The organism is Pseudoalteromonas sp. US3C1004 (genome assembly GCF_048401065.1).
Lineage (GTDB): Bacteria > Pseudomonadota > Gammaproteobacteria > Enterobacterales > Alteromonadaceae > Pseudoalteromonas > Pseudoalteromonas undina.
Window position 1 is genome coordinate 348,086 of record NZ_CP183073.1, and the last position, 25,567, is coordinate 373,652.

At 39.2% G+C, this 25,567-nt stretch carries 26 protein-coding genes and 1 other RNA gene; 19 read left to right on the forward strand and 8 right to left on the reverse strand.

Annotated features, from left to right (window positions below):
• Window positions 1-14 precede the first annotated feature (14 nt).
• The 6 genes from ACNSN3_RS01620 to wecA all read left to right on the forward strand — a co-directional run bounded on the left by ACNSN3_RS01620 (window position 15) and on the right by wecA (window position 6,496).
• The gene (locus ACNSN3_RS01620) at window positions 15-1,103 is read left to right on the forward strand and encodes a glycosyltransferase family 4 protein (RefSeq protein WP_418608312.1); all 1,089 of its coding nucleotides are present in this window, start codon (window positions 15-17) and stop codon (window positions 1,101-1,103) included.
• Window positions 1,103-2,179, forward strand: coding sequence for a hypothetical protein (locus ACNSN3_RS01625; RefSeq protein WP_418608314.1), 1,077 nt, complete (start codon window positions 1,103-1,105; stop codon window positions 2,177-2,179). The genes ACNSN3_RS01620 and ACNSN3_RS01625 overlap by 1 nt, the downstream gene beginning before the upstream one ends.
• A gap of 29 nt (window positions 2,180-2,208) precedes the next feature.
• Window positions 2,209-3,312, forward strand: a complete 1,104-nt coding sequence (locus ACNSN3_RS01630; RefSeq protein WP_418608316.1) for a glycosyltransferase family 4 protein — start codon at window positions 2,209-2,211, stop codon at window positions 3,310-3,312.
• A 203-nt stretch (window positions 3,313-3,515) separates the two neighbouring features.
• Window positions 3,516-4,271: a 3-deoxy-manno-octulosonate cytidylyltransferase gene (kdsB, locus tag ACNSN3_RS01635; protein WP_418608317.1), complete on the forward strand. Its 756-nt coding sequence runs from the start codon at window positions 3,516-3,518 to the stop codon at window positions 4,269-4,271.
• A complete protein-coding gene (locus ACNSN3_RS01640) occupies window positions 4,271-5,203 on the forward strand; it encodes a KpsF/GutQ family sugar-phosphate isomerase (RefSeq protein ID WP_418608319.1) in 933 nt (310 codons plus the stop codon). Before kdsB ends, ACNSN3_RS01640 begins: the two co-directional genes overlap by 1 nt.
• Window positions 5,204-5,419: 216 nt before the next feature.
• Window positions 5,420-6,496 (forward strand): UDP-N-acetylglucosamine--undecaprenyl-phosphate N-acetylglucosaminephosphotransferase, encoded by a 1,077-nt coding sequence (gene wecA / locus ACNSN3_RS01645; RefSeq protein WP_418608320.1) that lies wholly within the window; start codon window positions 5,420-5,422, stop codon window positions 6,494-6,496.
• A 205-nt stretch (window positions 6,497-6,701) separates the two neighbouring features.
• On the opposite strand, the gene kdsA is transcribed toward wecA, so the two are convergent.
• Complete coding sequence (kdsA, locus tag ACNSN3_RS01650; RefSeq protein WP_418608322.1) at window positions 6,702-7,556, reverse strand: 3-deoxy-8-phosphooctulonate synthase; 855 nt, start codon at window positions 7,554-7,556, stop codon at window positions 6,702-6,704.
• A gap of 266 nt (window positions 7,557-7,822) precedes the next feature.
• Here kdsA and galU point away from each other — a divergent pair, with 266 nt between their 5' ends.
• Window positions 7,823-8,707 carry a UTP--glucose-1-phosphate uridylyltransferase GalU gene (gene galU / locus ACNSN3_RS01655; RefSeq protein ID WP_138595500.1) on the forward strand — a complete coding sequence of 295 codons (885 nt, stop codon included), beginning with the start codon at window positions 7,823-7,825 and terminating at the stop codon, window positions 8,705-8,707.
• Window positions 8,708-8,796: 89 nt separating this feature from the next.
• Here the strand turns inward: galU and ACNSN3_RS01660 are convergent, their stop codons facing one another.
• Window positions 8,797-10,179, reverse strand: coding sequence for an MBL fold metallo-hydrolase RNA specificity domain-containing protein (locus tag ACNSN3_RS01660; protein WP_418608324.1), 1,383 nt, complete (start codon window positions 10,177-10,179; stop codon window positions 8,797-8,799).
• Between the two features lie 339 nt (window positions 10,180-10,518).
• Entirely contained in the window at window positions 10,519-11,442 is a 924-nt protein-coding gene (locus tag ACNSN3_RS01665) for a manganese-dependent inorganic pyrophosphatase (RefSeq protein WP_013464036.1), read from the reverse strand.
• A 117-nt stretch (window positions 11,443-11,559) separates the two neighbouring features.
• Between ACNSN3_RS01665 and ACNSN3_RS01670 the strand changes: the two genes are divergently transcribed.
• The 10 genes from ACNSN3_RS01670 (at window position 11,560) to ACNSN3_RS01715 (ending at window position 18,870) form a co-directional block, all read left to right on the forward strand.
• Complete coding sequence (locus ACNSN3_RS01670; RefSeq protein ID WP_418608327.1) at window positions 11,560-12,060, forward strand: hypothetical protein; 501 nt, start codon at window positions 11,560-11,562, stop codon at window positions 12,058-12,060.
• 13 nt (window positions 12,061-12,073) lie between these two features.
• A complete protein-coding gene (mutM, locus tag ACNSN3_RS01675; RefSeq protein ID WP_418608329.1) occupies window positions 12,074-12,883 on the forward strand; it encodes a bifunctional DNA-formamidopyrimidine glycosylase/DNA-(apurinic or apyrimidinic site) lyase in 810 nt (269 codons plus the stop codon).
• Window positions 12,884-13,183: 300 nt separating this feature from the next.
• On the forward strand, window positions 13,184-13,612 hold the full coding sequence (rplM, locus tag ACNSN3_RS01680) for a 50S ribosomal protein L13 (RefSeq protein ID WP_008110876.1): 429 nt from the start codon (window positions 13,184-13,186) through the stop codon (window positions 13,610-13,612).
• A gap of 8 nt (window positions 13,613-13,620) precedes the next feature.
• On the forward strand, window positions 13,621-14,013 hold the full coding sequence (gene rpsI / locus ACNSN3_RS01685; RefSeq protein WP_024600778.1) for a 30S ribosomal protein S9: 393 nt from the start codon (window positions 13,621-13,623) through the stop codon (window positions 14,011-14,013).
• A gap of 191 nt (window positions 14,014-14,204) precedes the next feature.
• Window positions 14,205-14,552 carry a four helix bundle protein gene (locus tag ACNSN3_RS01690; protein ID WP_418608332.1) on the forward strand — a complete coding sequence of 116 codons (348 nt, stop codon included), beginning with the start codon at window positions 14,205-14,207 and terminating at the stop codon, window positions 14,550-14,552.
• Between the two features lie 579 nt (window positions 14,553-15,131).
• Complete coding sequence (gene petA / locus ACNSN3_RS01695; protein ID WP_010390661.1) at window positions 15,132-15,722, forward strand: ubiquinol-cytochrome c reductase iron-sulfur subunit; 591 nt, start codon at window positions 15,132-15,134, stop codon at window positions 15,720-15,722.
• On the forward strand, window positions 15,722-16,987 hold the full coding sequence (locus tag ACNSN3_RS01700) for a cytochrome b (protein ID WP_010390662.1): 1,266 nt from the start codon (window positions 15,722-15,724) through the stop codon (window positions 16,985-16,987). Before petA ends, ACNSN3_RS01700 begins: the two co-directional genes overlap by 1 nt.
• A complete protein-coding gene (locus ACNSN3_RS01705) occupies window positions 16,984-17,727 on the forward strand; it encodes a cytochrome c1 (RefSeq protein ID WP_109875379.1) in 744 nt (247 codons plus the stop codon). The genes ACNSN3_RS01700 and ACNSN3_RS01705 overlap by 4 nt, the downstream gene beginning before the upstream one ends.
• A 79-nt stretch (window positions 17,728-17,806) precedes the next feature.
• Window positions 17,807-18,433, forward strand: a complete 627-nt coding sequence (gene sspA, locus ACNSN3_RS01710; protein WP_008110861.1) for a stringent starvation protein SspA — start codon at window positions 17,807-17,809, stop codon at window positions 18,431-18,433.
• Entirely contained in the window at window positions 18,433-18,870 is a 438-nt protein-coding gene (locus ACNSN3_RS01715) for a ClpXP protease specificity-enhancing factor (protein WP_008110860.1), read from the forward strand. The genes sspA and ACNSN3_RS01715 overlap by 1 nt, the downstream gene beginning before the upstream one ends.
• A gap of 451 nt (window positions 18,871-19,321) precedes the next feature.
• Here the strand turns inward: ACNSN3_RS01715 and dolP are convergent, their stop codons facing one another.
• The 4 genes from dolP to ACNSN3_RS01735 all read right to left on the reverse strand — a co-directional run bounded on the left by dolP (window position 19,322) and on the right by ACNSN3_RS01735 (window position 22,877).
• Complete coding sequence (gene dolP, locus ACNSN3_RS01720; RefSeq protein WP_418608336.1) at window positions 19,322-19,888, reverse strand: division/outer membrane stress-associated lipid-binding lipoprotein; 567 nt, start codon at window positions 19,886-19,888, stop codon at window positions 19,322-19,324.
• Window positions 19,881-20,474, reverse strand: a complete 594-nt coding sequence (locus ACNSN3_RS01725) for an SIS domain-containing protein (protein ID WP_008110721.1) — start codon at window positions 20,472-20,474, stop codon at window positions 19,881-19,883. The genes dolP and ACNSN3_RS01725 overlap by 8 nt, the downstream gene beginning before the upstream one ends.
• Window positions 20,475-20,615: 141 nt before the next feature.
• A complete protein-coding gene (locus ACNSN3_RS01730) occupies window positions 20,616-20,987 on the reverse strand; it encodes a YraN family protein (protein ID WP_008110719.1) in 372 nt (123 codons plus the stop codon).
• Between the two features lie 9 nt (window positions 20,988-20,996).
• Complete coding sequence (locus ACNSN3_RS01735) at window positions 20,997-22,877, reverse strand: penicillin-binding protein activator (RefSeq protein ID WP_054202318.1); 1,881 nt, start codon at window positions 22,875-22,877, stop codon at window positions 20,997-20,999.
• 60 nt (window positions 22,878-22,937) lie between these two features.
• On the opposite strand from ACNSN3_RS01735, the gene rsmI reads away from it, so the two are divergent.
• Complete coding sequence (rsmI, locus tag ACNSN3_RS01740; protein ID WP_418608340.1) at window positions 22,938-23,795, forward strand: 16S rRNA (cytidine(1402)-2'-O)-methyltransferase; 858 nt, start codon at window positions 22,938-22,940, stop codon at window positions 23,793-23,795.
• Window positions 23,796-23,838: 43 nt separating this feature from the next.
• Window positions 23,839-24,203, forward strand: an RNA gene (gene rnpB / locus ACNSN3_RS01745) — RNase P RNA component class A.
• A gap of 191 nt (window positions 24,204-24,394) precedes the next feature.
• Here the strand turns inward: rnpB and ACNSN3_RS01750 are convergent.
• Entirely contained in the window at window positions 24,395-25,498 is a 1,104-nt protein-coding gene (locus ACNSN3_RS01750; protein WP_418608342.1) for a mechanosensitive ion channel family protein, read from the reverse strand.
• Window positions 25,499-25,567 lie beyond the last annotated feature (69 nt).

Consider the following 25,567-nt stretch of genomic DNA (forward strand, 5'->3'; position numbering starts at 1 on the left):
TGGAAGTTTTTAATATGAAAAAAGTAGTGGTTTTTTCTCATGAGTTTCCTCCATCACTAGGTGGGGCAGGTACAATAGCTGAAATACTATATAAATTTTTCAGTGACTCCCAAGATTACGCTGTTAGTATAGTAACATCCAGTAAATCTGCTTCGTATCAACAAGGGGATTTATATACATCTTTTTTGCCGCCAATGTTATGGCCTATTTCCTATTATATAGAGTACAAAAGAGAGCTAGAAAGTGCAGATGTAGTTATATGTAACGATCCGGCTGCCATTTATAATGCCGGAAGATACTTTAGTAATGAGTTATTATCAAAAACTATTTGCTTTATTCATGGTGAAGAAAAATATTTAGGTGATCCAGACCTATTAACGAAAGCTATTAGGTTCAGTAAAAATTTTTTGAGAGCTATTTATAATTCCTATAAGGTTATATTTGTTTCTAAATATATACAGGAGTTTTATTTAGAACAGCACAAAGTTGATATGGAGTTAGTCAATGCAAGTATTGTAAATCCCGGAGTTTACTCGGCTGGTAATGATATCTGCGGTGTAGTTAAGCCCAGATGCGCTAATTTCATAACTGTCTGCCGCTTAAACGAAAGAAAGGGATTTGCGCATATGCTTAATGTTTTTGAGCAATTAACTAAGCTAGGTCTGCAGTTTAAGTGGGACATTGTTGGTGATGGACAGTATATGGATGAACTTAAACAAATGATTAATCAAAGTTCTATTAGTAATTACATAAATATTTTAGGCCCAGTTAATAGGAGCCAACTACCAGAAATATATAAAGCTAATGATTATTGCATCCTGTTATCTGAGCTGAATGAGTCTTATGGTTTAAGTTACCTTGAAGCTGCCCACTTTGGAGTAAAGCCTATAGGTTATAGTCGCTGTGGTGTTAAGGATGTATTTAATCATATTGAGAATGGCTTGTTACTTGATAACTATAAAAATATAAAGTTAAATGCCAATGACATATATTCTTTTGTTTCTAGCACAAGTATGCTGAGTGCATCCTCTTTTAGGGGGACGAAAGAGTTCGCTAGAGACATAGAGAATATAGTCCTAAAACTTTTTAAAGATAAAGTATAATGCATATATTATTTTCTGAGCATGAAAGTTTTTATCGCGATTTAGGCTTAATAGATAAGCCCGGATTAGTTTACACATTTGGTGGTTGTCGTTTTTACAAAAAAAAGAGTATTTTTTTTGATAAATTCGATAGCTTTGTTTGTGCCTTTTATACAATGCCACATAATGTGTTATTAACATTAAAATTTAAAGAGTTAAATAAAGCGACGATATTATGCACTGATGGTGTATTTGATTTTTCTAATGCTATTACTAACCCAATGGTAAGTAAATATGGTGTTACTATGTATCATCCTATAATACAGTCTCACTTTTTATGTGTAGGCAATACCGAGAAATCTTATTTTTCAAATCAAGTAAGTTCTTTTAATTATTTGCCCAAAAGAGTTTTGTCAAAAAGTGATATGTTGATTTTACCGAATACAAAAAAGATACTGATAACTACTGCGAACACATCTTATTTTAATGACTTAGAGTTTGAGTCCTTATCTAACTTAATGCTTGATACAATTAAAGTCCTAATAAAAAAAGATGTACTTTTTGCTGTTAGAGTTTTTGATCAAAGGCTTTTAGCATTTTTAGAGTTGAACTTACAAATAGAGTTTGAGAATGATATTAAATTTGATTTTGAAAAAACTTTAGAGGCTTACTCTGGTGTTGTAACAACACCTAGTAGTATAGCGATTACAGCCATGTATCATAAGAGAGCTGTAGGGTTATTAGTTTACAGAGATAAGCCTATGCTTTTGCAAAGTGGTTGGTTAATACCGTCGAGTGCTGTTTTTGAACAAAATTTAGAGAGCTTTTTAGCATTAGAACCTCAACGTTTAAGTATTCAAATGGATATATTAAGGACTTATTTAGCGAAAGAAGGCATTACAGAATTGCTAGAAGAGCTAAGTAACTCAAAAAGTATTTCAAGAGCAGAGGAATGCGAACAGCTTCATATTAATCAAAATATGTTTAATATGCTGAACTCTAGTTTTAATTTTAACTGTGAATGGTCGGTTCGTCAGTTGTATCTTAAAGTGAAGCAAAATAAGTTTATCAAAAAGCTTAGGTTACGCATTCAATAAGCTTATATTAACTTCTATATAGAGTAACAATGAAAAAGATAGTTCACATACAAGTGATTCCTCAATTATCAGGGGTTCAGCAGGTTTCTTTAGATATATTAAAGGGTTTGGATAATAGTTTTGATAAATATATTTTATTTGGTGGAAAACCCTTAGATAACTCATTCAATCAATATTTTGAAGAACACAATATTAAAGTGGTTTATATTGAGAGCTTAGCTCGCGATATATCATTAGACGATTTTCAAGCTTTTTGGGATTTATATACTTTTTTCAAAAAAAACAATTTTGACATAGTCCATACAAACTCAACAAAACCCGGAATTATAGCTCGCGTAGCTGCAAAAATGGCTAGAGTTAAACAGGTTTATCATACTGTCCACGGCATTGCTTTTCATCAGCATGAGAAGCCTACTAAAAGGTTCATTTATTATTTATTAGAGATCATATCCACATTGTTTGGTGATAAAAATATCACAGTTAATAAATATTACCTTAAATACTATCCTCGTATTATTTGTAAGTCATTAGCAATACATAATGGCGTTGATTTCTCAGAACTGAAAGTAAATAAACGTAAGTCAGATAACTGTGTGAATATTGGCTTTTTTGCTCGTTTAGATAAGCAAAAAGATCCTCTTACATTTATAAAAATAGTCAAAGCTTTAACTGAACAAAAACAAATAACCCAAAATGTTCACTTTTATTTAGCTGGCGACGGCGAGCTTCGAGAGCAGTGTTTAGAGCTTATTAAAAAGTTAAAGCTAAATGAAGTTATTACCTATGTTGGTTGGGTATCAAATAAGTCAGACTTTTTTAATAAAATAGATATTTTATGCCAGCCATCTTTATGGGAAGCTTTTGGGCTAAACTTAGTTGAAGCTGGTTATTTTGCTATACCTTGTGTTGCCTCTGATGTTGAGGGTATACCCGAAGTGATCAAGCACAACGAAACAGGTATTTTGTGTCCTGCTCAAAATGTAGAGGTATTTTCAGAGGCTATAACTAAGCTTGTAAATGATACTAAATATCGGTCGCAGCTATCTGAGCAGGCCGCTATTTATGTGAAAAAGTATTTTCAACAAGCTACCATGGTTGACGAATATCAAAAGCTCTATTTAAGTGATAATTAAACTTGAGTTATTATTATAGTAGATTTTGGGAATGATTTTACTATCCTAGACTAAGAGTATAGCTTGCTCTTTTATTGATTTCCATATGGTTAGTGTGAACTCTGGGTAAAAATTAGTTTGCATGCGTAGTTACCAAAGTTGATAATATTGGTAACATACCCCCTACAATGTAAAAAATCATATAAAGAATAATTGGATTTACTTTGAATAATATTAAAGTAGTTATACCAGCTAGGTATGGCTCTTCACGCCTACCTGGGAAACCCTTATTACCAATTTGCGGTATGCCTATGGTCTACCATGTTGTACAGCAATGTCTCTCAGCAAACGTCTCGTTAAATTCTATTATCGTTGCAACTGATGATCGACGTATATTAGATGCCATGAACGAACTTAACATACCTGTGCGGCTAACGTCATCTGAACACCAAAGTGGTACTGACAGAATTCATGAAATTGCCATATTAGAAAACTGGAAAGATGATGATGTTGTTTTAAATATTCAAGGCGATGAACCCTTAATTCCGCATAAATTAATAAACGAAGTTGCTAACTTTGCGTTACATTATAGGCATTTTTCTATAACAACTGCAGTAACGCGAATTTCTAAACAAACTGACTTCTTTAACCCAAATGTTGTCAAAGCTATTTTAGGTGAAAAAAATAGGGCTTTACATTTTACTCGTTCTGCAGCCCCTTATAACCGAGAAAAGCCTTCTGACTTATCTTTAGCTTTTCGGCATGTGGGTATTTATGCATACTCTGTAGCTTCTTTAAAGGAATTTTGTAGCCATTCAGAATCTCCGTTGGAGCAATACGAAAAGTTGGAGCAGCTGAGAGCTACAAGTAATGGAATGTCAATAGGTAGTGTTATTTATGATGGCGATATCCCTCATGGGATAGATACTGAAGAAGATTATCAAGAAATAAAAGAATTAATGGAGCGAGAAAAAAAATAATGGATTTCAAGTCAATTCAAATAGCTAAAGAAGTGATTCAAACAGAGATTGATGGCTTAGTATATATGTCTTCTTTATTGGATGATAGCTTTGCTAAAGCCGTTAATAAAATTATTAGCACTTCTGGTCGAACAATTATTTGTGGGATGGGGAAATCAGGCATTATAGGAAAAAAAATTGCCGCTTCCTTTGCAAGCACAGGGACACCTAGTTTTTTTATGCACCCAGGAGAGGCTTTTCACGGTGATCTTGGAATGGTTAAACATAAAGATATTTTTATAGCTATTTCAAATTCAGGTGAAACTGATGAAGTTTTAAAATTACTACCTTTTTTGAAAGATAATGGGAACTTTATCATTGCGATAACAGGAAATGTAAATTCAACGTTAGCTCAAAATTCACATTGCCACCTTGATATAGCTGTACCTAAAGAAGCTTGTCCTCTTCAATTAGCCCCTACTTCATCTACTACTGCAACCCTAGTGATGGGAGATGCATTGACCGTTGCTTTAATGGATGCTAGAGATTTCAAGCCTGAAAATTTCGCTCGCTTTCATCCTGGTGGGAATTTAGGGCGAAGGCTTTTAAGTAAGGTTGCTGATGAAATGTATACTGAATCCCTTCCTGTTATCTCTCCAAATAGTTCATTTATTGAAGTAGTTCACTCAATAGGTAAAGGTAAGCTAGGTATTGCAATTGTTGAATTTTCAAATCATTTTGGAATTATTACTGATGGCGACATCAGAAGAACTATGGATTGCAAATACAAAGCTGCTTTTGATTTACAAGCATCTGATATAGCAACTCATAATCCATTAAGTGTTTTAGTATCGAGTAGGGTTCATGAGGCTATAAGCGTCATGGAGTCCAAGAAGGTTAATACTCTTTTAGTGATGGATGGTGAAAACTTAGTTGGCGTTATTAAAAAGTAGTTTCAATTTTTAAGTTGTTTATTCAATCACATATTTATATAGCTCTAATTAAAAGCTTTAGATATCATATGAAGTAATCAATAATAATCTGGATTGTTGATTAGACTTAGTTCAACAAAATAGTTTTATTTGTTCGAGTTATAAGACTTTAGATAATATGGTCATTTAGGTTCAGATAAGTAGTTATACAGTTAAAATTTAGAGTTGCGAGATGATATGATAATCGACCTTTTATTTACCTTTTTCTTGGCATTCGCCGTGTTATTTTTTATGCGTAAGGTTGCACGTAGGGTTGGTTTAGTTGACAAGCCTTCAGGGCGAAAAATGCATACGGGTAATGTGCCACTAGTAGGTGGTGTAGCAATTTGTATAACTATAGTTAACTATATTTATACACATCCAAATATGATTAACCATGCAAACTTATACATGCTCTGTATTTGCGGGTTAACAGCTGTAGGCGCATTAGACGACCGTTTTGATTTAAGCGTAAAAATACGCATGTTAGTTCAGGCATTAATATCCGTAGCTATGATTTACTTTGCTAATGCAGAACTACATACATTGGGGAATTTACTTGGTTTTGGCGCTATTGAGCTTGACATGTTTGGTGGTTTTATAACTGTACTTGCTGTTATTGGCTGTATTAATGCGTTTAATATGGTTGATGGTATTGATGGACTACTAGGTGGTTTGTCAATAGTTACTTTTGCGAGTATTGGTATACTACTCTTGCTTGCTGGTGAGCAAAGCCTAAGTTATCTTTGTTTGCTACTGGTTGTATGTATGTTGCCATACATAATGATGAATTTGGGTTTAGCTGGTCGTAAAAGAAAAGTATTTATGGGCGATGCTGGCAGCATGATGATTGGTTTTACAGTTATTTGGTTGCTTATTGGTGCAAGCCAAACGGCTGGTAATCCGATGATTCGACCTGTTACAGCGTTATGGCTTATTGCGGCACCGTTAATGGATATGGTGGCAATTATGGTGCGCCGTGTTAAACAAGGTAAGTCGCCATTTAAGCCAGATCGTGAGCATTTACATCACATATGTCAACGTTTAGGTTTTTCACCTTTACAAACATTATCTCTAATCTGTTTTATAGCAACAATTTTTGCAACTGTTGGTATAGTTGGTGAGATTTTATTGGTGCCTGAGTACATTATGTTTTATGGGTTTATTATAATTTTTACTCTTTACTTGGTATTTTTAATCAATTATTGTACGGTTATGAATTACTTTAGGCGTAAATTAGATTTGCCTGAAAAAAAATATTCCTCAACAAATTGATGAGAACATTAGAACTCATGCTTATATTAGTTATTTACAATAGTTTTGTGGGCTCATCTAGAAAGTTATAACTATATAATTGATGTAAGTACGTATCAAAAAGAGATGAAATTTTCTCTTTAGTGCTTGATTCATAAAAAATATATGTTTACTCACGCTATTAATTTTTAGCAGTCAACTTAATAGCGTGGCTTTATGGATTAACCTATAAATTGTTAGCGCTAGTATCAAGTGGTTCAAGGTTTTTTATTAAATCGTCCACTGCTTTCATTTGAGTTAAATAACCTTCTAGCTTATCAAGTGCAAGGGCGCAAGGGCCGTCGCACTTTGCTTCATTAGGGTTAGGGTGTGCTTCAATAAATAGTCCAGCAATTCCTAACGCCATACCACTTCTAGCTAATTCAGCTGCTTGTGCTCGACGACCATCGGCAGAGTCAATACGTCCTCCGGGGCGTTGTAATGCATGTGTTGCATCAAAAATCACAGGTGCCATACTTTTCATATCATCCATGCCAAGCATATCAACTACAAGATTATTATATCCAAAACTTGAACCGCGTTCACATAACGCTATATTGTTATTGCCTGCCTCATTAAATTTAGTAATGATATGACGCATCTCGTGTGGAGCTAGGAACTGTGGTTTTTTTACGTTTATGATGGCTCCAGTTTTAGCCATCGCAATGACTAGGTCCGTTTGGCGTGCTAAAAATGCAGGTAGTTGAATAACATCAACTATCTCTGCTACAGGAGCTGCTTGATATGGTTCGTGTACATCTGTAATCAATGGAATATTAAAAGTTTTCTTTATCTCTTCAAAGATTTTTAAACCTTCTTCCATGCCTGGGCCTCTATAAGAGTTGATTGATGAACGGTTTGCTTTATCAAATGAGGCTTTAAATATATAAGGAATATTTAATTTATTTGTTACTTCTACATAACGCTCAGCAACGCGCATTGCTAAATCACGAGATTCTAATACGTTGACTCCACCAAACAGTACAAACGGAGTATTATTGGATAATTCAATATTATCGATTTTTATAGCTAGATTATTCATTTATTTCCTTTAGGCGTTAACTCATTCTGCATTTCTTGAGGTATGAAATTTACTTTTGTATTATGCTTTAGATTCGTATTTAGTTTAACTAAACTATTTTCAGTTTGTATATAATTTATTTTTTAAGCAGAAAAAATAAATTATTATCACAGCTATATTCTGTTGGCTTATTATAAGTTGAAGGCAAGTGTATTTATTCAGGTTGTATATATTTAGCTATGCTACTTTTGTAAGTAAATGTACTCATTCAAATTAAAGGACTACCTGTGAAAGCTGTAATTCCTGTTGCCGGTTTAGGTACCCGTATGTTGCCAATGACTAAGGCAATCCCTAAAGAAATGCTCCCCTTGGTTGATAAACCGCTTATTCAATACATTGTAAATGAATGTGTAGCTGCGGGTATTAAAGAAATTGTACTCGTAACACATAGCTCTAAAAATGCCATTGAAAACCACTTTGATACCAGTTTTGAACTAGAGGCCACGCTAGAAAAGCGGGTTAAGCGCGCTTTACTTGAAGAAGTACGCTCTATTTGCCCTGCAGATGTGACTATTATGCATGTGCGCCAAGGTGAAGCTAAAGGCTTAGGACACGCTATTTTATGCGCCAAGCCAATTGTGGGTGATGACGACTTTGTAGTGGTGCTACCTGATGTAATCCTCGATGCTTATACGGCAGATCAAAAAACTGAAAATTTAGCAGCGATGATTGCTCGTTTCGAGCAAACGAAAGCCAGTCAAATTATGCTAGAACCGGTTGCTATTGAAGATGTAAGCAAATACGGTATTGCTGATATTAATGGTGTAAAGCTAACTGCTGGTGAAAGTGCAGTAATTAAAAGAATGGTTGAAAAACCAGCCGCAGATGTTGCTCCTTCAAACCTAGCCGTTGTTGGTCGTTATGTTTTAAGTAAAAATATTTGGCCATTACTCGCTAAAACCCATGTAGGCGCAGGCGGTGAAATACAGCTTACAGACGCGATTGATGCATTATTGGCTATTGATACGGTAGAAGCGTTTCATATGAGTGGCCGCTCACACGACTGTGGCGATAAGCTCGGTTATTTAAAAGCGATTGTAGAATACAGCATGCGAGATAAGAGCTTAGGCGATGAGTTTACTGAGCATATGAAAAAGTTGGTTAAAGGGTAACGGGCGACGGGCATCGGGTAACGAGCTATGAGCGACGGGGTATGGGCATCGAGCCTAGAACCTCGAACCTCGAACCTCGAACCTCGAACTTATCCCTTCCCAATCTCAACCTTTACATCTTCCCCCAACACTTCCCTATATTTTGCTGCGAGTGCATTTTTAGCGTCATCATCGCCGTGGACTATTTTTATATGGCGGGGCTTTTTGCGCATACCGGTTACAAATTTAATTAAACCAGTTTGATCTGCATGGGCGCTGTAGCCGCTTATAGTGTGTATTTTTGCGTTAATATTAATGCGGGTATTATTAATAAATACATAGCCATTTTTTGGGCCATAGGTTTGTATATCACGACCTAATGTACCTCGGCCTTGGTAACCTACAAAGAGTACGTCGGTGGTTTCATCTGTTAAAAATCGCTCTAGATAGTTTACTATTCGTCCGCCGCTGCACATACCGCTTGCAGCTAGAATAATAGCGGGGGTTTGACGGGTCGCTAAGTAATTTATTAACGCTAAGTGCTCACTATGGGTGTTTATTGTAGTGAGGTTTTCAAAGTCGAGAGGGTGGCGGCCTTTGGCTACTTTTTGTTTAGCTTCTTCATCCCATAAATATTTAAATTTTCGATACTGCTGAGTAAAGTTAGCCGCCATGGGGGAGTCGAGTATTACTTGTATTGTGCGCCAAGGTGAGTTTTTAGTTGAAGCATGAATTAGTTGTTCAAGTTCGTATAACAGCTCTTGTGTACGGCCTATACTAAATGCAGGCACAAGCACGATACCGTTGTCGGCAACTGCGCGCTCAATCACGGTTTTTAATGTTTGCGTACGCTGCTTTCGTCCTTGATGGTTTTTATCACCATAGGTTGACTCAATAACTAAAGTATCTGCTTTATAAGGCGCCTTAGGTGCGCGTAGTAAAGGTGTATAGGGCGCCCCTAAATCACCTGAAAATACGACCCGATGACTGTTTTTAGCTTTACGAGTTGGTATGCTTATATCTATTTCAACATAAGCCGAGCCTAAAATATGCCCTGCTCGTTGTAGTCGGGCTTTGGCTATGTGTTCACCTTTGCAAGGTAGCTCAAACCAGGTTTTAAAATCAACTTCAATAATTTGCTGTTTAAGTAACTTTAGGCAGGTATCTATTATTTTTTGATCGCGCGTGACGCCCACTTTTAATGCATCTTCAATTACTAACGGCAGTAAGCTTGCTGATGCAATAGAGGTAAATATGGGCCCTTTAAAGCCAGCCATTAACAAGTAGGGAATCCGCCCAACATGATCAATATGGCAATGGGTAACGATCAACGCGCGAACTGTGTATATATTAAATTCAATATTAAGATCATCAACAGAATCTTCACCCTGGAATAGTCCGCAGTCAATTAGAAAAGAGCTTTGGTCGTTTATTATCAGCTGGTGGCATGAGCCTGTTACGCCATTTACCGCTCCGTGGTGAAGTATTTGCATTTTATGTCCTTATGTTTTGGCTGCGGGCCTTTGGTTACGGCTCGAAGCTCGAATCCTAGCGCTTAGAGCCTAAGCCTTTATTTTATAGGTAAATATAGCAGGTATTTTAATGTCGGAGGGGCTTTATACGTAACGGACGGGCCACGAGCGGCGGGCAGAGGGCCTAGTACCTATCACTTCGAACCTAAACCCTAATACTGACGCGGGGTGAACCCGCTGCTACAGGCATAAAAAAACCTTGCGATATTAACCGCAAGGTTTTTAAATTTCTCGAACCTCGAACCTCGAACCTCGAACCTCGAACCTCGAACCTCGAACCTCGAACCTCGAACCTCGAACCTAGCTCTTAAAAGCGTCTTGCAGTGGTGGCACTACTTGCTTTTTACGACTTAATACGCCGTCTAGCCATACTTTACCGTCTTCAGGTTTTTCACCATAGGCTTGCTCAACTAGGCTAGCATCGTCTGATGCAATTAGCATTTGTGAGCCTTCTTTCATAATGTCGGTCAGAAGTAAAAATACCGAGTGACGACCGCCTTCTTCTTTAAGCTTCGCGATGTCGGCTTCAAGGTCGGCTTTAATCTCGTCAAATACCGCAAGGTCAATAACTTCTAACTGACCAATACCAACAAGGTTACCGTTCATGTTAAAGTCTTTAAAGTCACGCATTACTAAGTCACGTACTGGCGTATCTTCAACGGCTGATTTAACGCGGAACATGTCCATGCCCAGTTCTTTAAAGTCTTCAATGCCTGCAATTTCTGCAAGCGCTTCAACACATTTAATATCGGCAGTAGTACAGGTTGGTGACTTAAAAATAACCGTGTCGCTTAAAATGGCGCAAAGCATAATGCCGGCAATGTCTTTAGGGATCTCAACGTTGTAGAAGTCATACATCATTTTAATAATGGTGTTAGAACAACCGACAGGGCGGATCCAACACTCAAGCGGTGTCGATGAGGTTAAATCACCTAGCTTGTGATGATCTACCACGCCAACAACGCGAGCCTGATCAATATCATCAGGCGCTTGGGTTTTTTCTGTGTGGTCTACAATATAAACGTCTTCGCCAGCGTAGCTAAGTTTTAGCTCAGGTGCTTCAAAACCGAATTTATCTAAAATAAATTGTGTTTCTGGTGAAACTTCACCTAAGCGAGTTGGGATTGCTGGTTCATCAATTTGGTTTTTTAAATAAGCCAGTGCAATTGCACCACATATTGAATCTGAATCTGGGATTTTATGGCCCACTACATACATTGACATGACTAAACTCCTTAAAATTTGCCGATATTCTAGCAAAGTCTTTGGGTTTTAACATATAGACAGTGTAATTAAGTTTTGGTTACACTTTAAATCGATATTATTAATTGGAAGACCCACATGCAACTCGGCCGAAAAGGTTGGAACAATGTTATTATTTTTTCGATGTTGATTATGATCTTCTTTTTAAATGGACTGCATAAAAACATAGGGAATGATGAAACACAGGCGCAACTGCAGCCACTACTTCCTCCTCAAAGTTTTGTATTAACACTTAAATTTATCGACCAAAAAATTGAGCGTATTGGCACTAGTTGGCGTACTACTGCTTTGCAAAAAAATGCACCGCTTAGTTGGCAAGGCTCAGAGCAGCAACTTAGTGAGCTAGTTTATTTATGGCAAAATACCGCGCTGATGACGACTACCACACCTGATGCGCTTGATATGAATAAGCCACTATCGGTAGCCACGCTTGAACTCGCCGGTGAGCCCCTACCTTGGGTGTACTTACTATTTGAGGCGAATGGTCAGTATTATTTATTCGATAAAACCAGTCAGCGATTATTGTTGCTAGATTTAACCACTGCAACACAATTATTTCCAAGTTTTACCTTTTCATAAGTGAGTATTATTAATGCCTGAATTACCAGAAGTAGAAGTTAGCCGTATGGGCATTACCCCCCATGTGCTAAACCAAGTTGTGACTAAGGTAAATATTCATAATGGCAGTATGCGCTGGCCTGTGCCAGATGAGGTGTATCAACTTGAGGGGTTAGTGGTTAGCAGTATTGAACGCCGTGCAAAATATTTATTATTAGAGTGCGAGCTAGGCTCGGCTATATTGCATTTAGGTATGTCGGGTAACTTGCGGGTTGTGAACGCCAATGAGCCACTTAAAAAGCATGACCATGTTGAGTTTATTTTAGCGAATAATAAGGCGCTGCGTTTAAACGATCCACGTCGCTTTGGTTGCTGTTTATGGCAAGCACCCAATGAAGAGCATAAGTTACTTGCTAAATTAGGCCCCGAGCCACTCACCGATGACTTTTTTGCTAAACGTGTTTATGAGCAATCTCGTAATAAAAAAGTGCCTGTTAAACAGTTTATTATGAATAACGCCGTGGTGGTGGGGGTTGGTAATATTTACGCTAACGAATCATTATTTAAAGCAGGTATCGATCCGCGAAAAGAAGCAGGTAAGGTAAGCCTTAAACGCTACCAAGCATTAATCCCAATTATAAAAGACACCCTAGCCGCAGCAATTACTCAAGGCGGCACAACGTTGAAAGACTTTGCCCAAAGTGACGGTAAGCCAGGCTACTTTGCGCAACAGCTATTAGTGTATGGCCGAAAGGGCCAGCCTTGTGTAAATTGCGAGAGCGAACTAACCGAAATTCGCCTAGGTCAACGCAGCACCGTTTTTTGTGAGGTGTGTCAGAAGTAATAAAGGTAAAGAGTAAAGTTCTCGGACGACGGGTAACGGGCCTCGAAGCTCGTACCTCGCCCCCCGTAGCCCGACACTCGAGCCTAAAACTTTTTGTGGAAAAAACAACCGACCGGTAGCAATGTAGTTTAAGTGCTGGTATACTCCCGCGTCTGCCACGTTGCGTTCTATGTCCTCATATAGTTTAGCCACTTGTGAGCGGCGAAAAAGTCTAAAACTCGAAGGGGTTGTAGCATACTTAGAGCGGTAGTTAATAATAACTACCTGTGGTTTTAATTGAAAAACATTGGATTTTTATAAATGAAAACGTTTGTTGCTAAACCAGAAACAGTAAAACGTGACTGGTACGTAGTTGACGCTGAAGATAAAACTTTAGGTCGCATCGCTACTGAAATCGCTCATCGCCTACGCGGTAAGCACAAAGCTGAGTACACACCACACGTAGATACTGGTGATTACATCATCGTTATCAACGCTGAGAAAGTTACTGTTACTGGTAACAAATTCAAAGATAAAGTGTACTACGCTCACTCTGGTTTCCCAGGTGGTCTTAAGTCTACTACTTTTGATAAACTTCAAGCTGCAAAGCCTGAAATGATCATCGAAAAAGCTGTTAAAGGCATGTTGCCACGTGGTCCTTTAGGCCGCGCTATGTTCCGCAAACTTAAAGTTTACGCGGGTACTGAGCATAACCATGCTGCACAACAGCCTCAGGTTCTAGACATTTAAGGAGCACTATCATGGCAAATCAATACTACGGTACAGGTCGTCGTAAAAGTTCAAGTGCTCGCGTATTCTTACGCCCAGGCACTGGTAACATCGTAATCAACAAGCGCTCTTTAGAAGAGTACTTTGGTCGCGAAACAGCACGCATGGTTGTTCGTCAAGCTCTTGAGCTTGTAGACATGACTGAAAAATTTGACCTTCACATCACCGTTGCCGGTGGTGGTACTACTGGTCAAGCTGGTGCTATCCGTCACGGTATCACTCGTGCACTTATGGAGTTTGACGAGTCACTACGTCCACAACTTCGTAAAGCAGGTTTCGTTACTCGTGATGCACGTAAAGTTGAACGTAAGAAAGTGGGTCTTAAGAAAGCGCGTAAGCGTCCACAGTTCTCAAAACGTTAATTTTTACGTTATCAAGAATTCAAAAACCCAGCTTATGCTGGGTTTTTTGTTTTGTAGCTATAAGATTTTGCTTCAAGGTTCAAGGTTCAAGGTTCAAGGTTCAAGGTTCGAGCTATAAATTTGATCTAAGCTTTGTGTCTTTCTTATTTTACAGTTATAAGTTAAGCATGTTTCAGCTGACTGGTTATGTTATGAGGTTTGAAGATTTAAGGGTATGGCAACGTTCAGCCGATTTAGCTTGCGAGATTTATTTACATTTTAAGCAGAGCAAAGAGTTTGGTTTAAAAGATCAAATAACACGATCTGCACTTTCAATTTCTTCAAATATAGCAGAGGGTTATGAACGAATAACTCCTAAAGATTATATTCGATTTTTATCATACTCTAAGGGGAGTTGTGGAGAATTACGCTCTCAAATTTACATTGCACTAAAAATAGGTGAAGTTGATACGACAAAGGCTAGTGAATGGATTGAGGAGACTCGTGAACTTTCCCGTATGATTTCAGCATTGATGAAATCAATCGATGCTTGGGATTAAGAGGTTCAAAATTAAATATTCATTCAAAAATATATGAGTATGTTTGACCTTTGGCCTTTGACCTTTGACCTTTAACCTTTAACCTTTAACCTTTAACCTTTAATTCTCCCCTTACGACTAATGTCGACATTAGCTTGATCAGAATCGGCAAAGCATGCGTATTTATTGAACGAAAGCTTAAAAATGACCGACTAACGCAAAAAAAGTTAAATAATTATCGCAATTAGTTTAAATCCATCAGTTAATTGGTGAATTTTTTTGCTACAATTGGCGGGCAAATAAAGTGAATGAGTTTAATGTCGCCAAATTCAGTTGTTACTGTACTTAGTTGGTGAGATTGTACTTGTTTACAAATTGTTTTTACGGAAGCGATACTATAGTCATTTGGTTTCATACTCGAGCTTACTTAATCAACTATTTGAGCAAGTCAGGTTTATTCGAGCAGGAGGCTGTGAATAACCTTGTTTTAAGCAAGGGTTTTAATTATGATCGTTTCTCTTTTAAAATTCGAAAAATTAACCTGCTGTAACTGATGTTCTCAATATAGCAAGTGTTGAGAATCATAGTGGAGATAAGTGGATGAGCAATGCGCCTGTAGACAATGGCCGACGTCGCTTTTTAACCATAGCTACCTCTGTTGTTGGTGGTGTTGGTGCGGCTGGGGCTGCTGTTCCTTTTATTGCGTCTTGGAATCCAAGTGAGCGAGCTAAATCTGCAGGTGCGCCTGTAGAAGTAGATATCAGCAAACTTGAGCCAGGACAATTAATACGTGTCGAGTGGCGTGGTAAACCTGTATGGGTTGTATCACGGACCCCAAAAATGCTTGAGCAGATGAAAGAACATGAAGGTCAACTTCGTGATCCGCAATCGCAAGAGCCACAACAATTAGAATCATCAACCAATGATTTCCGTTCATTACGCCCAGAGATTTTTGTCGCTGTAGGTATTTGTACGCATTTGGGTTGTTCACCTAGCTTTTTACAAGGTGGCTTTGGTGAGAAAGTGGAAGGGACTGATGACGGTTTTTACTGTCCATGTCACGGTTCTAAGTTTGATATGGCTGGCCGTGTATTCCAATCGGTACCTGCACCATTAAATTTAGAAATTCCACCATATACTTTTCTTGATGAGACCACTATTTTAGTGGGCGAAGAACAAGGGGTGGCCTAATGTTTGGTAAAATTGTTGAGTGGATAGACGACCGTATCCCAATGACACGTGTTTGGAACATGCACATTGCACAGTATCCAGCACCGAAAAACTTTAACTTCTGGTACTTCTTCGGCTCTCTAGCTATGTTAGTACTAGTAAACCAAATACTTACAGGTATTTGGTTAACGATGAACTATGTACCATCTGCTGAAGGTGCATTTGCATCAGTAGAATACATCATGCGTGATGTAGAGTACGGTTGGTTATTACGTTATTTGCATTCAACGGGTGCATCTGCGTTTTTCATCGTTGTTTACATGCACATGTTCCGTGGCATGATCTACGGTTCTTACCAAAAACCACGTGAATTACTGTGGTTATTCGGTATGTTCATTTTCTTAGCCCTAATGGCTGAAGCATTCATGGGTTACTTATTACCATGGGGCCAAATGTCGTTCTGGGGTGCACAGGTAATCATTTCATTATTCGGGGCAATCCCGGTTATTGGTGATGACTTAACACTGTGGATCCGTGGTGACTATGTAATTTCAGGTGCGACGCTTAACCGCTTCTTTGCATTACACGTAATTGCACTGCCATTGGTTATTGTTATCTTAGTATTTTTACACATTGTTGCACTACACGAAGTGGGTTCTAATAACCCAGACGGTATTGATAACAAACGTAAAAAAGGAACTGTGGCTGAAGAAGACAAGCCTAAATTTAAGTTCCATGAATACTACACTGACAAAAAAGACATTATTGATGCGATTCCGTTCCACCCTTATTACACAGTAAAAGATATTGTGGGCGTGGTTGGTTTCTTAATCTTGTTCTGCTGGGTTGTGTTCTTTATGCCTGCTATGGGTGGCTTCTTCTTAGAAGCGCCAAACTTTGAAGCAGCTAACCCACTTAAAACACCAGAGCATATTTTCCCTGTTTGGTACTTCACGCCATTCTATGCAATCTTACGTGCAATCCCTGACAAACTAATGGGTGTTGCTGCAATGGGTGCATCAATTGTCGTGCTAGCATTATTACCTTGGATTGACCGTGGTTCGGTTCGTTCAGTTCGTTACCGTTGTGGTTTCCACAAATGGAACATTGCAGGTTTTGTTGTTACTTTCGTTCTTTTAGGTTGGGTTGGTGCTACACCACAAACTGATTTTAAAACGATTGTTTCGCAAGTTTGTACTGTGACTTACTTTATGTTCTTCGTACTGTTATTCGTTTACAGTAAGAATGAAAAAACTAAGCCATTGCCTGAGAGGTTAACGAAATGATGAAAAAGCTATTAATAGGTTTATTTGCTTTATCAGTAAACGTGTTACCTGCAATGGCGGCAGGCCCGTCAGTTCCTCTAATGGAAGCGGGTAACGATATATCTGATCAACCTTCTTTGCAGCGTGGCGCAAAGTTGTTCATGAACTACTGTCTTGGTTGTCACCAAATGCAGTATCAACGTTATGAGCGTACTTTCCGTGACATTGGTATTCCAACAGAGATTGGTCAAGAGCAACTTATTTTTGATGGTTCAAAAGTGGGTGGCCATATCCTTAACGCGATGGCAAAAGAAGATGCTGCAAAATGGTTTGGTGCGGCTCCGCCGGATCTAACTAACGTTGCGCGTGTGCGTGGCAGCGATTGGATTTACACCTATTTAAAATCGTTTTACAAAGATGAATCTCGTCCGTTTGGCGTAAATAATACGTTATTCCCATCGGTGGGTATGCCACATGTTCTTCAAGAGTTGCAAGGTGTTCCTACTGCAATTACTGAAGAAGTAACAGTAGATGGTAAAACAACCACTCATATTACTGGTACAAAAACAGATGGTACGGGCGAATTAAGTGTAGATGAATATGACCAAGCAGTTCGTGATTTAACGAATTTCCTAGAGTATGTAGGTGAACCTACACGTCTCGAATCGGAAGCGCTAGGTATTAAGGTAATCGGATTTTTAATTATCCTATTTATCTTGGCATTTATGCTGAAGAAAGAATACTGGAGAGATGTTCATTAAGTTTGAACATATTTAAAGGTAATTTTGCAATAGGGGCTTAAGCCCCTATTGCTGTTTTAGTTATTTAATGGAGGTAGGCATGGCCGTAGCTGCCAATAAGCGCCCTGTAATGACCCTTTTTTCTGGTGCTAACTGTATGTATAGCCACCAAGTACGCATTGTACTTGCTGAAAAAGGTGTAAGTGTAGATATTCATATGGCTGAAAAGGATAACCTGCCAGAAGCACTTCACGAAATTAACCCTTACGGCACAGTGCCAACACTGATTGACCGTGAGCTTGGTTTATATCAGGCAAACATCATCATGGAATACCTTGATGAACGTTTTCCTCATCCTCCACTAATGCCTGTATATCCGGTCATGCGTGGTCGTAGTCGATTAATGATGCACCGTATTGATACTGATTGGTACAGCCTAGCTGAAAAAATCATTAACAACACATCTGATGCCGCGCAAGCTCGTAAAGAGCTGACAGAAGCATTACTTGCAATAGCACCAATCTTTAGTGAAGCGCCTTACTTTATGAGTGAAGAGTTTAGCTTAGTTGATTGTTACTTAGCACCACTATTATGGCGTTTACCAGAGTTTGGTATTGAGCTTAATGGTGCAGGCTCTAAAGAACTTAAAGAGTATATGATCCGTTTATTTGAACGTGAATCATTCCAAGCTTCTTTAACTGAAGCAGAGCGTGAGATCCGTTTATAATGACTTCTAATCGTCCTTATTTACTACGCGCTTTTTTTGATTGGATTGTTGATAACGAATGCACGCCACACTTAGTGGTTAATGCTGACTTTCCTGCAGTGCAAGTGCCAACACAGTTTGTCCAAGATGGTCAAATTGTATTGAACATAAGCCCTTCGGCGGTTACGCAGTTTTCGTTAGATAATACTCAGCTTAGCTTTAACGCGCGCTTTGGCGGTCAGCCAATGCAAGTGTACGTGCCTTTAGGGGCTGTACTTGCAATATATGCACGTGAAAATGGCGAAGGCACAGTCTTTACTGCAGATGAGTTTTTAGAGGACGAAGACGATTTTGCTCCAGAGCTTGAAAGTGTCGATTCATCACCTGAAATAGTTGATGAAACGCCAGCTCCCAAGCCTGAAAAGAAAAAAGGCTCACATTTACGCGTTATAAAATAGCCCATAAATGTTAGAAAAAAAACCGCTTAAGAAGCGGTTTTTTTATGTCTGTATGAAAATATTAGGTTAAAGGTTAAAGGTTAAAGATTAGAAAGGCTCACGGGCGGCGAGAGGCGGGTTAAGATTGATTGGTGCAGCAGCGGGTTTACACCGCGTCTGGTCTAAAGTGAAGAGCAGGTTTTAGGTATTAGGTCTAGGTGTTAGGTAGAGATTAAGCCAAGCAGGGTGCTTGGGTTCACGGCAGTGGGCAGCGGGCTGCGAGAAGCGAGCAACGGGCCTAGAGACTCGAATTAATCAGTTAGGCTAATGGTTACTGTTTTCTCATTTACTCCTCATTCACTTCTCTTTGTGTATATGGTTTTTTAAGCGGGTTTATTGCCTACAGGTATAAAAAACCTTGCGATGTTAACCGCAAGGTTTTTAAATTTCTCGAACCTCGAACCTCGGACTTTTACAAATACTCAAACACTTTAACTACCCGCTCTACGCCAGAGATGTTGCGAGCTATATTAACGGCTTGGTTTGCTTCAGCGTCAGATACTAGCCCCATTAAGTATACTTCGGCATTTTCAGTCACTACTTTTATATTATTACTGCTGATATTTTCAGCCGCTAGAAGCTGCGCTTTTACTTTTGAGGTTAACCATGAATCGTGTGTTTGCGTGGTGATACCAATATTAGAGCCAATGCGAAGTTGGTTATGAATTTTGCGGATACCAGATAGGTTCTCAATGGTTTTAAACGCTTGGTTTTTCATTTCTTGGTTAGGCACTTGTCCTACCATTAAAACCACGCCATTTACGCTTATAACGCTGATATGAGCAAACTTGTTAAGGCGTTCATCTTCACTAATAGCAATGCTGGCTTTTATTTCAATGTTGTTGTCGTCTATTTGCGAGCCAATGGTTCGTCTATCGTTAGCGGCAGTAACAGCACTGGCTGTACCGGCGACCACAGCAGCGGCACAGCCTTGTAATAATATAACAGTGCCTAAAATAATTAGGGAGCGTTTAAACATAATTTTCGTCCTGAGGGAAAAGGGTTAAATCCACCAACTCACTTAAACAGTGAAGGTTCACTAAATGCGATTCAATAATGCGACTCGGGCGTTTAGACGGCGTACGAATTTCTACATCGTTATGGCCAAGCAAGCCAACGAGTTCGCCGCCATCATCGCCTACCATTACTATGACCTTCATATCTTTGGTAAGTGCCGCTTCTACTGCAGAAATTATGTGTTTTTCATTACCATTAATGGCAAGTACCAATAATAAGTCACCTTGCTGAGCAAAGGCACGAACTTGGCGTGCAAATGTATCGTGGTCATCTATTTGATTGCCTTGGCCCAAGTTAATATTTTCTTGTGAGAGAGCGATTGCAGGTAAGCAGGGACGTTCTGTTTCGTAAAAATTAACCAGTACGCCTGCCATGTGTTGTGCCAGCATATGGCAGTTTGCAGTACCGCAACAGATCAATTTATTCCCATTGATCAGGCTTTGTGCAATGGTAAATGCCGCTGATTCTAACGCGCTTGGCAACACTTCGCCTGCAGCTATTTGAACTTGAATACTTTCTTTAAAAATTTCTTTAATTGTATCTTGCATGGGTTACCAACAATTTATCTCTAATTCTGTGTGAGCTCACACCGGCTTTATTAAAAGGTGATTATTTTAGGCGTAAGCTAATGTTTAACTGTATGCTCAACATGAAGCTGTTGTAATCGTCTTATTTTTATACATCAGACATTAAAATACGTTTTTCAGCCAGTTAATATGTAATGACGGTTCGCCTGTTATAGCTACGTAATCAATACGTAATGGCTGGTTTTTTAAGTTTTTAGCACCAAGGTAATGATAAATAGTGCGCTTTAACTTAGCTTGCTTTTGCGGGCTTAGCGCATAATTAGCGCCGCCTTTTATGTTATTTTTACGAAACTTAACTTCAACAAACACTAAGGTGTCACCGTCTTTCATAATGACATCAAGTTCGCCGTAGGGGCAGTAGTAATTCCGCTCAATCGCTTTTAAACCTTGCGCTTCTAAATACTTTTGCGCTTGGCGCTCATAATACTGGCCTTTTTCACGACTATTTTGCCACAGCTGTTTAAACCACGACATGCTAACCCCTTAGTTAATAATGGTTATGCCATCGTTTGCCGACTGCATAAATAGCGGCACAGGGCGTTGTGTTTTTAATTCCACAGGTTTTATACGGCGATTGCTGTACTGCGCCCATTGCAGTGATCGTTCAATATCACCGGCACTATTAATGGATAATTTACCGCTTAAGCCTGAAAAGTATTTATCGGGTGTAATGCTCAGCTGTCTAATATCATTCAGCATGGCGACGGCATCATAGGCCATGGCAAATAAACGTTGGCTAATATCAGCCTGTTCAGGCCATAAATCATTATATTGCTTACGTAGATTATGCTGCGTAATTTGTGAGTCTAACATCCAAGGAAGTTCGGTAAAGTAAAGCCCATCTAAATCGCCTTTGTCAGTGGTATCTATTTGCTTACTATGACTTTTAGAGCTGGCGTAAATAGGGATTCTGTCGGCAAAGGTGCTTACGTTAACATCCAGATAAGGTTTAATTAATCGGGTCTCTATGGCGTCACCTAATATATAAATTGCATCAATATCGCCACGTGAACGGGTTTCACTTTCTACTTCTTTATTAAAAAGTGTTTTAACCGATTTAATACGCTCTTTTGATTTATCAACTTCTAGCAAGCTGGTAATGGTATTGGGCATATCTTTATTGTCGTTGTAAAAGCCAACTTGTGTGGTTGTTTCACTATAGCGTTGCCATTGCAGGTTAAAGTAGTCAATTAAGCGCTGACCATTGGTATTATTTGGCGCTAGCAACATAGGTTTTTGATAACCTTGCGCTAAAAAATGCTCTAGAGTTTGTTGTACTTCATGCTCAGGATTAAGCGCAAAAAAGTAGTGTTGCAGAGAGGTTCGTTCGCCATCAAAGGTATTTAAATGTAATGTGGGTATATCGAGTAATGTATTGGTATTAGCGAGCTTATCTATATTGGCTTTTAATAGCGGGCCAATAACAAAGTCCGGTTGTAATTGTGTTATCTGTGCACCCAACGCTTCGGTCTCGGTATTTTCATCAATAAACAGCGTTTCGCTAATCTCTTTTTTATCAAGCGCAGCCAGTATGCCTGCTTTTAATGCATCCCCTAAGCGCTTGTTAGCACCTGACTGAGGTAATAGCACAACTAAGCGTTCAATATTTAGTGGTGCTAATTCATTGGCGTAGGTATCTTGTTTTGGTAGAACATTGGTACCAGGGTGCCCAAGGTAACGGCGGCGCCAATTATTAATCGCTTGGTCTAAATCAACAGAGCTGTTGGCATAAACCTGATGATACAAAGCTAAGTTAACCCAGCCTTGTTGAATAACCGAGCCACGGTTAAATCGCTCTAATGCATACGAAGAAAGCTGCTTTAAATTATGCCAAAGTGCGTCATTAAGTTTAGGGATAGAAATATTATTTTTTGCTACCGATTCAGAGGCAGCAAAAAAGTAAGGAGCTGCACGTTTTGGTAAGTCTTGCGACGCAAAAATGCTGGCAGTTAAAAATTGGTGCCAAGCAAAATGTTCAGGTTGCTTAAGTTGCCCCTCTAGCGTGTTTAGTACCTCAAGTGCTTGCTGATTTTTATTTTGCTCTTTTTGCGCAAAGGCAATGTATAAACGATTTTGAATTTGATCAACACTGGCGGTAAGTGCAAGTTCAGTGCATATTTTTTCGAGTAGTGGCCAGTTTTCTTCTGTAATTGCGCTATCACGAGCACTATAAAGTAGCTGGATTTTATCAGCGCCATAGCGGTTTTGCGCTAATTGGTAAATAGATTGCGCATTCAGTGCTTCATTTTTCAGCGTATTGGCACTGTTACTTAAGTTATCGCTGGTTTTAGTTGGTTTTTCGGTTGTGCTACACGCCGATAACCCTGACAATATAATTAATAGACTAACTAGTTTAAGTCGCACAATGATTTCCCATACGTTAACGCGATTTGCTTATATTACTGACTGACGCAGGAGACCTCAATGTTAAATGAGGAGAATTCACAGAAAATTGGCACTCTTTACGTTGTTGCCACCCCAATCGGCAATTATGACGACTTAAGTCAGCGTGCAATCGCGACATTATCGCAGGTTGACTTAATCGCGGCTGAAGACACTCGCCATACTGGTAAGCTACTTAGCCACTTTGGTATTAAGGCTAAAACCTTTGCGTTACATGACCATAATGAAAAGCAAAAAGCGCAGCAAATTATCGACCAACTTAATCAAGGGTTAAATATTGCATTAGTTTCTGATGCAGGCACACCCCTGATCAGTGATCCTGGTTATGCGGTGGTTAATTTATGTCGTGAGCAGGGCGCAAGTGTAACACCCGTGCCTGGTGCATGTGCTGCTATTACGGCGGTATGTTGTTCTGGGTTACCTACTGACCGTTTTCAATTTATTGGTTTTACACCTGCTAAAAGTAAAGCGCGCCAAGACTTTTTTATAGATGCGGTTAACTCAAGTATTACCAGTATTATGTATGAAAGTACCCACCGTATTATGGCAAGCCTTGACGATTTAGAAGCAGCGCTAGGTAGTGAGCAGCAGGTGGTATTTGCCAAAGAGCTCACTAAAACCTTTGAAACCTTTTTTAATGGCACAGTGAGTGAGTTAAAGCAGTTTTTAACTGACGATCCAACTAAACAACGCGGCGAAATAGTACTCATGTTGCCAGGGAAAGCTAAGGTAGTTGACGATATTCCACCAGAAGCTCGTAAAATGTTAGCGTTACTCGAAAACGAAATGCCAATGAAAAAAGCGTGTGGTGTAGTAGCCGAATACTTCGGCATGAAGAAAAACGCGTTGTATAAAACAATTATTGAAGAAAAACAGTAAATGTTTACTGCGTAGTGCGGTGCTCTCATGTATACTGCGCGCCGAGTTAGCCAAGATAATCGCTGCCTGTGACGAAAATGATCAGGGGGAGGAAAGTCCGGGCTCCACAGGGCAGAGTGCCAGTTAACGGCTGGGGGGCGTGAGCCCACGACAAGTGCAGCAGAGAGAAGACCGCCAATCTTCGGATTGGTAAGGGTGAAAGGGTGCGGTAAGAGCGCACCGGGCCGCTAGTAATAGTCGGTTGCAAGGTAAACTCCACTCGGAGCAAGACCAAATAGGGTTCCTTATGGCGTGGCCCACGTTGGAACCGGGTAGGTTGCTTGAGCCATAGAGCGATTTATGGCCTAGACGAATGATTATCACTTTCTTCGGAAAGGACAGAACCCGGCTTATATGGCTAACTCACTCATTCAATAAAAAAGCCCGCAGTTAACGCTGCGGGCTTTTTTGTGTTTGAGACAAGCTATCAGGTTCCAGACGGGAGGCGGGTTGCGGGCTTAAAACCTAAACTCGACGCGAGACTAACTATCGCCTTCAGGCATAAAAAAACTTGTAATGTTAACCGCAAGGCTTTTAAATTTCTCGAACCTCGAACCTATCTATATAATATTTTTACCCTGCTCCGGATCGCGCGATTCACCGGCTTGCTCGCGAATATCATCCGTATCACTGCTTACATCATCAATACTGTGTTCATGCTCTGTGTTTTTATGTTTTTGAGTATGTGGTTTCTCTTTAGTTTTTTCTGTTGTCTCTGTTTTAGCTTCGCTTGCTGTGGGGTAAATATCTTCACCTTGGCTATTGAGTAATACACGCTCTCTAGCATCGTCAGGCATACTTATATTATGTTGCGTAAAACTGTTAATTAACTCTCGCATTAGCTGTGAGGCTACTTTAACAATGCTGTATTGTTCGCCGTTGACCCAAAAGTAAACAGTAAAATTGATAGTGGCGGAGCCTAAGTTATCAACCAATACTTGGGGAGGTGGATCGCTAAGCACAGAGTTTTGATTTTTTATAACGCTAATAGCAAGACTTTGTGCGCCGCGAATGTCATTATCGTAGCCAATACCGATTGTGAAATGACCGCGCATCTTTGGATTAGCGGTTAAGTTTTTAATGGTATTTTTATACACAGTCGCATTGGGTATTTGAATATGATTGCCATCGTAGTCAACTAAAGTGGTTGCTCTTGCAGTTACTTTTTTAACAATACCTATTCTACCATCGACTTCTATTACATCATCAATTTTAAATGGACGTTGTACACTCAAAAGTAAACTGGCAATAAAGTTCTCAGCAATATCCCGAAAGGCAAACCCTAAAATAAGCCCTATTAACCCGGTGCCACTCATAATAGCGACCGCGAATTCAGTCAAGCCAGCCAAACGTAAGAAAAGGTAAAACCCGAGTAAAATAATTAAGGTACTAATACCACGCCTAGCAACTAGGTGTACTAATTTACTGTTGGTCATGTAAGTAACGGGCTTTATTAACAAGCGTGATAATGGGGTGGCGATTAAATAACTAATCACCAAAATAATAATACCTAAAAGCAAAGTGGGCAGTAATTGCACGAATGAGTGTAGTAATTGCACGCTTTTCTCTTTTAAAAAGCCCCATGAAACCGAGTTTGGCTGAACGGTATCGATTGCGGGAATAGATGCGTTATTAGCGAGTGTTGCAATTAAAGCGCTTAGCATAGGAGCCATCCATGTTAGGTTGGATTAATTAGGGTCTGTGTAAAACAATAGCAGCAAGTTTAATACCAA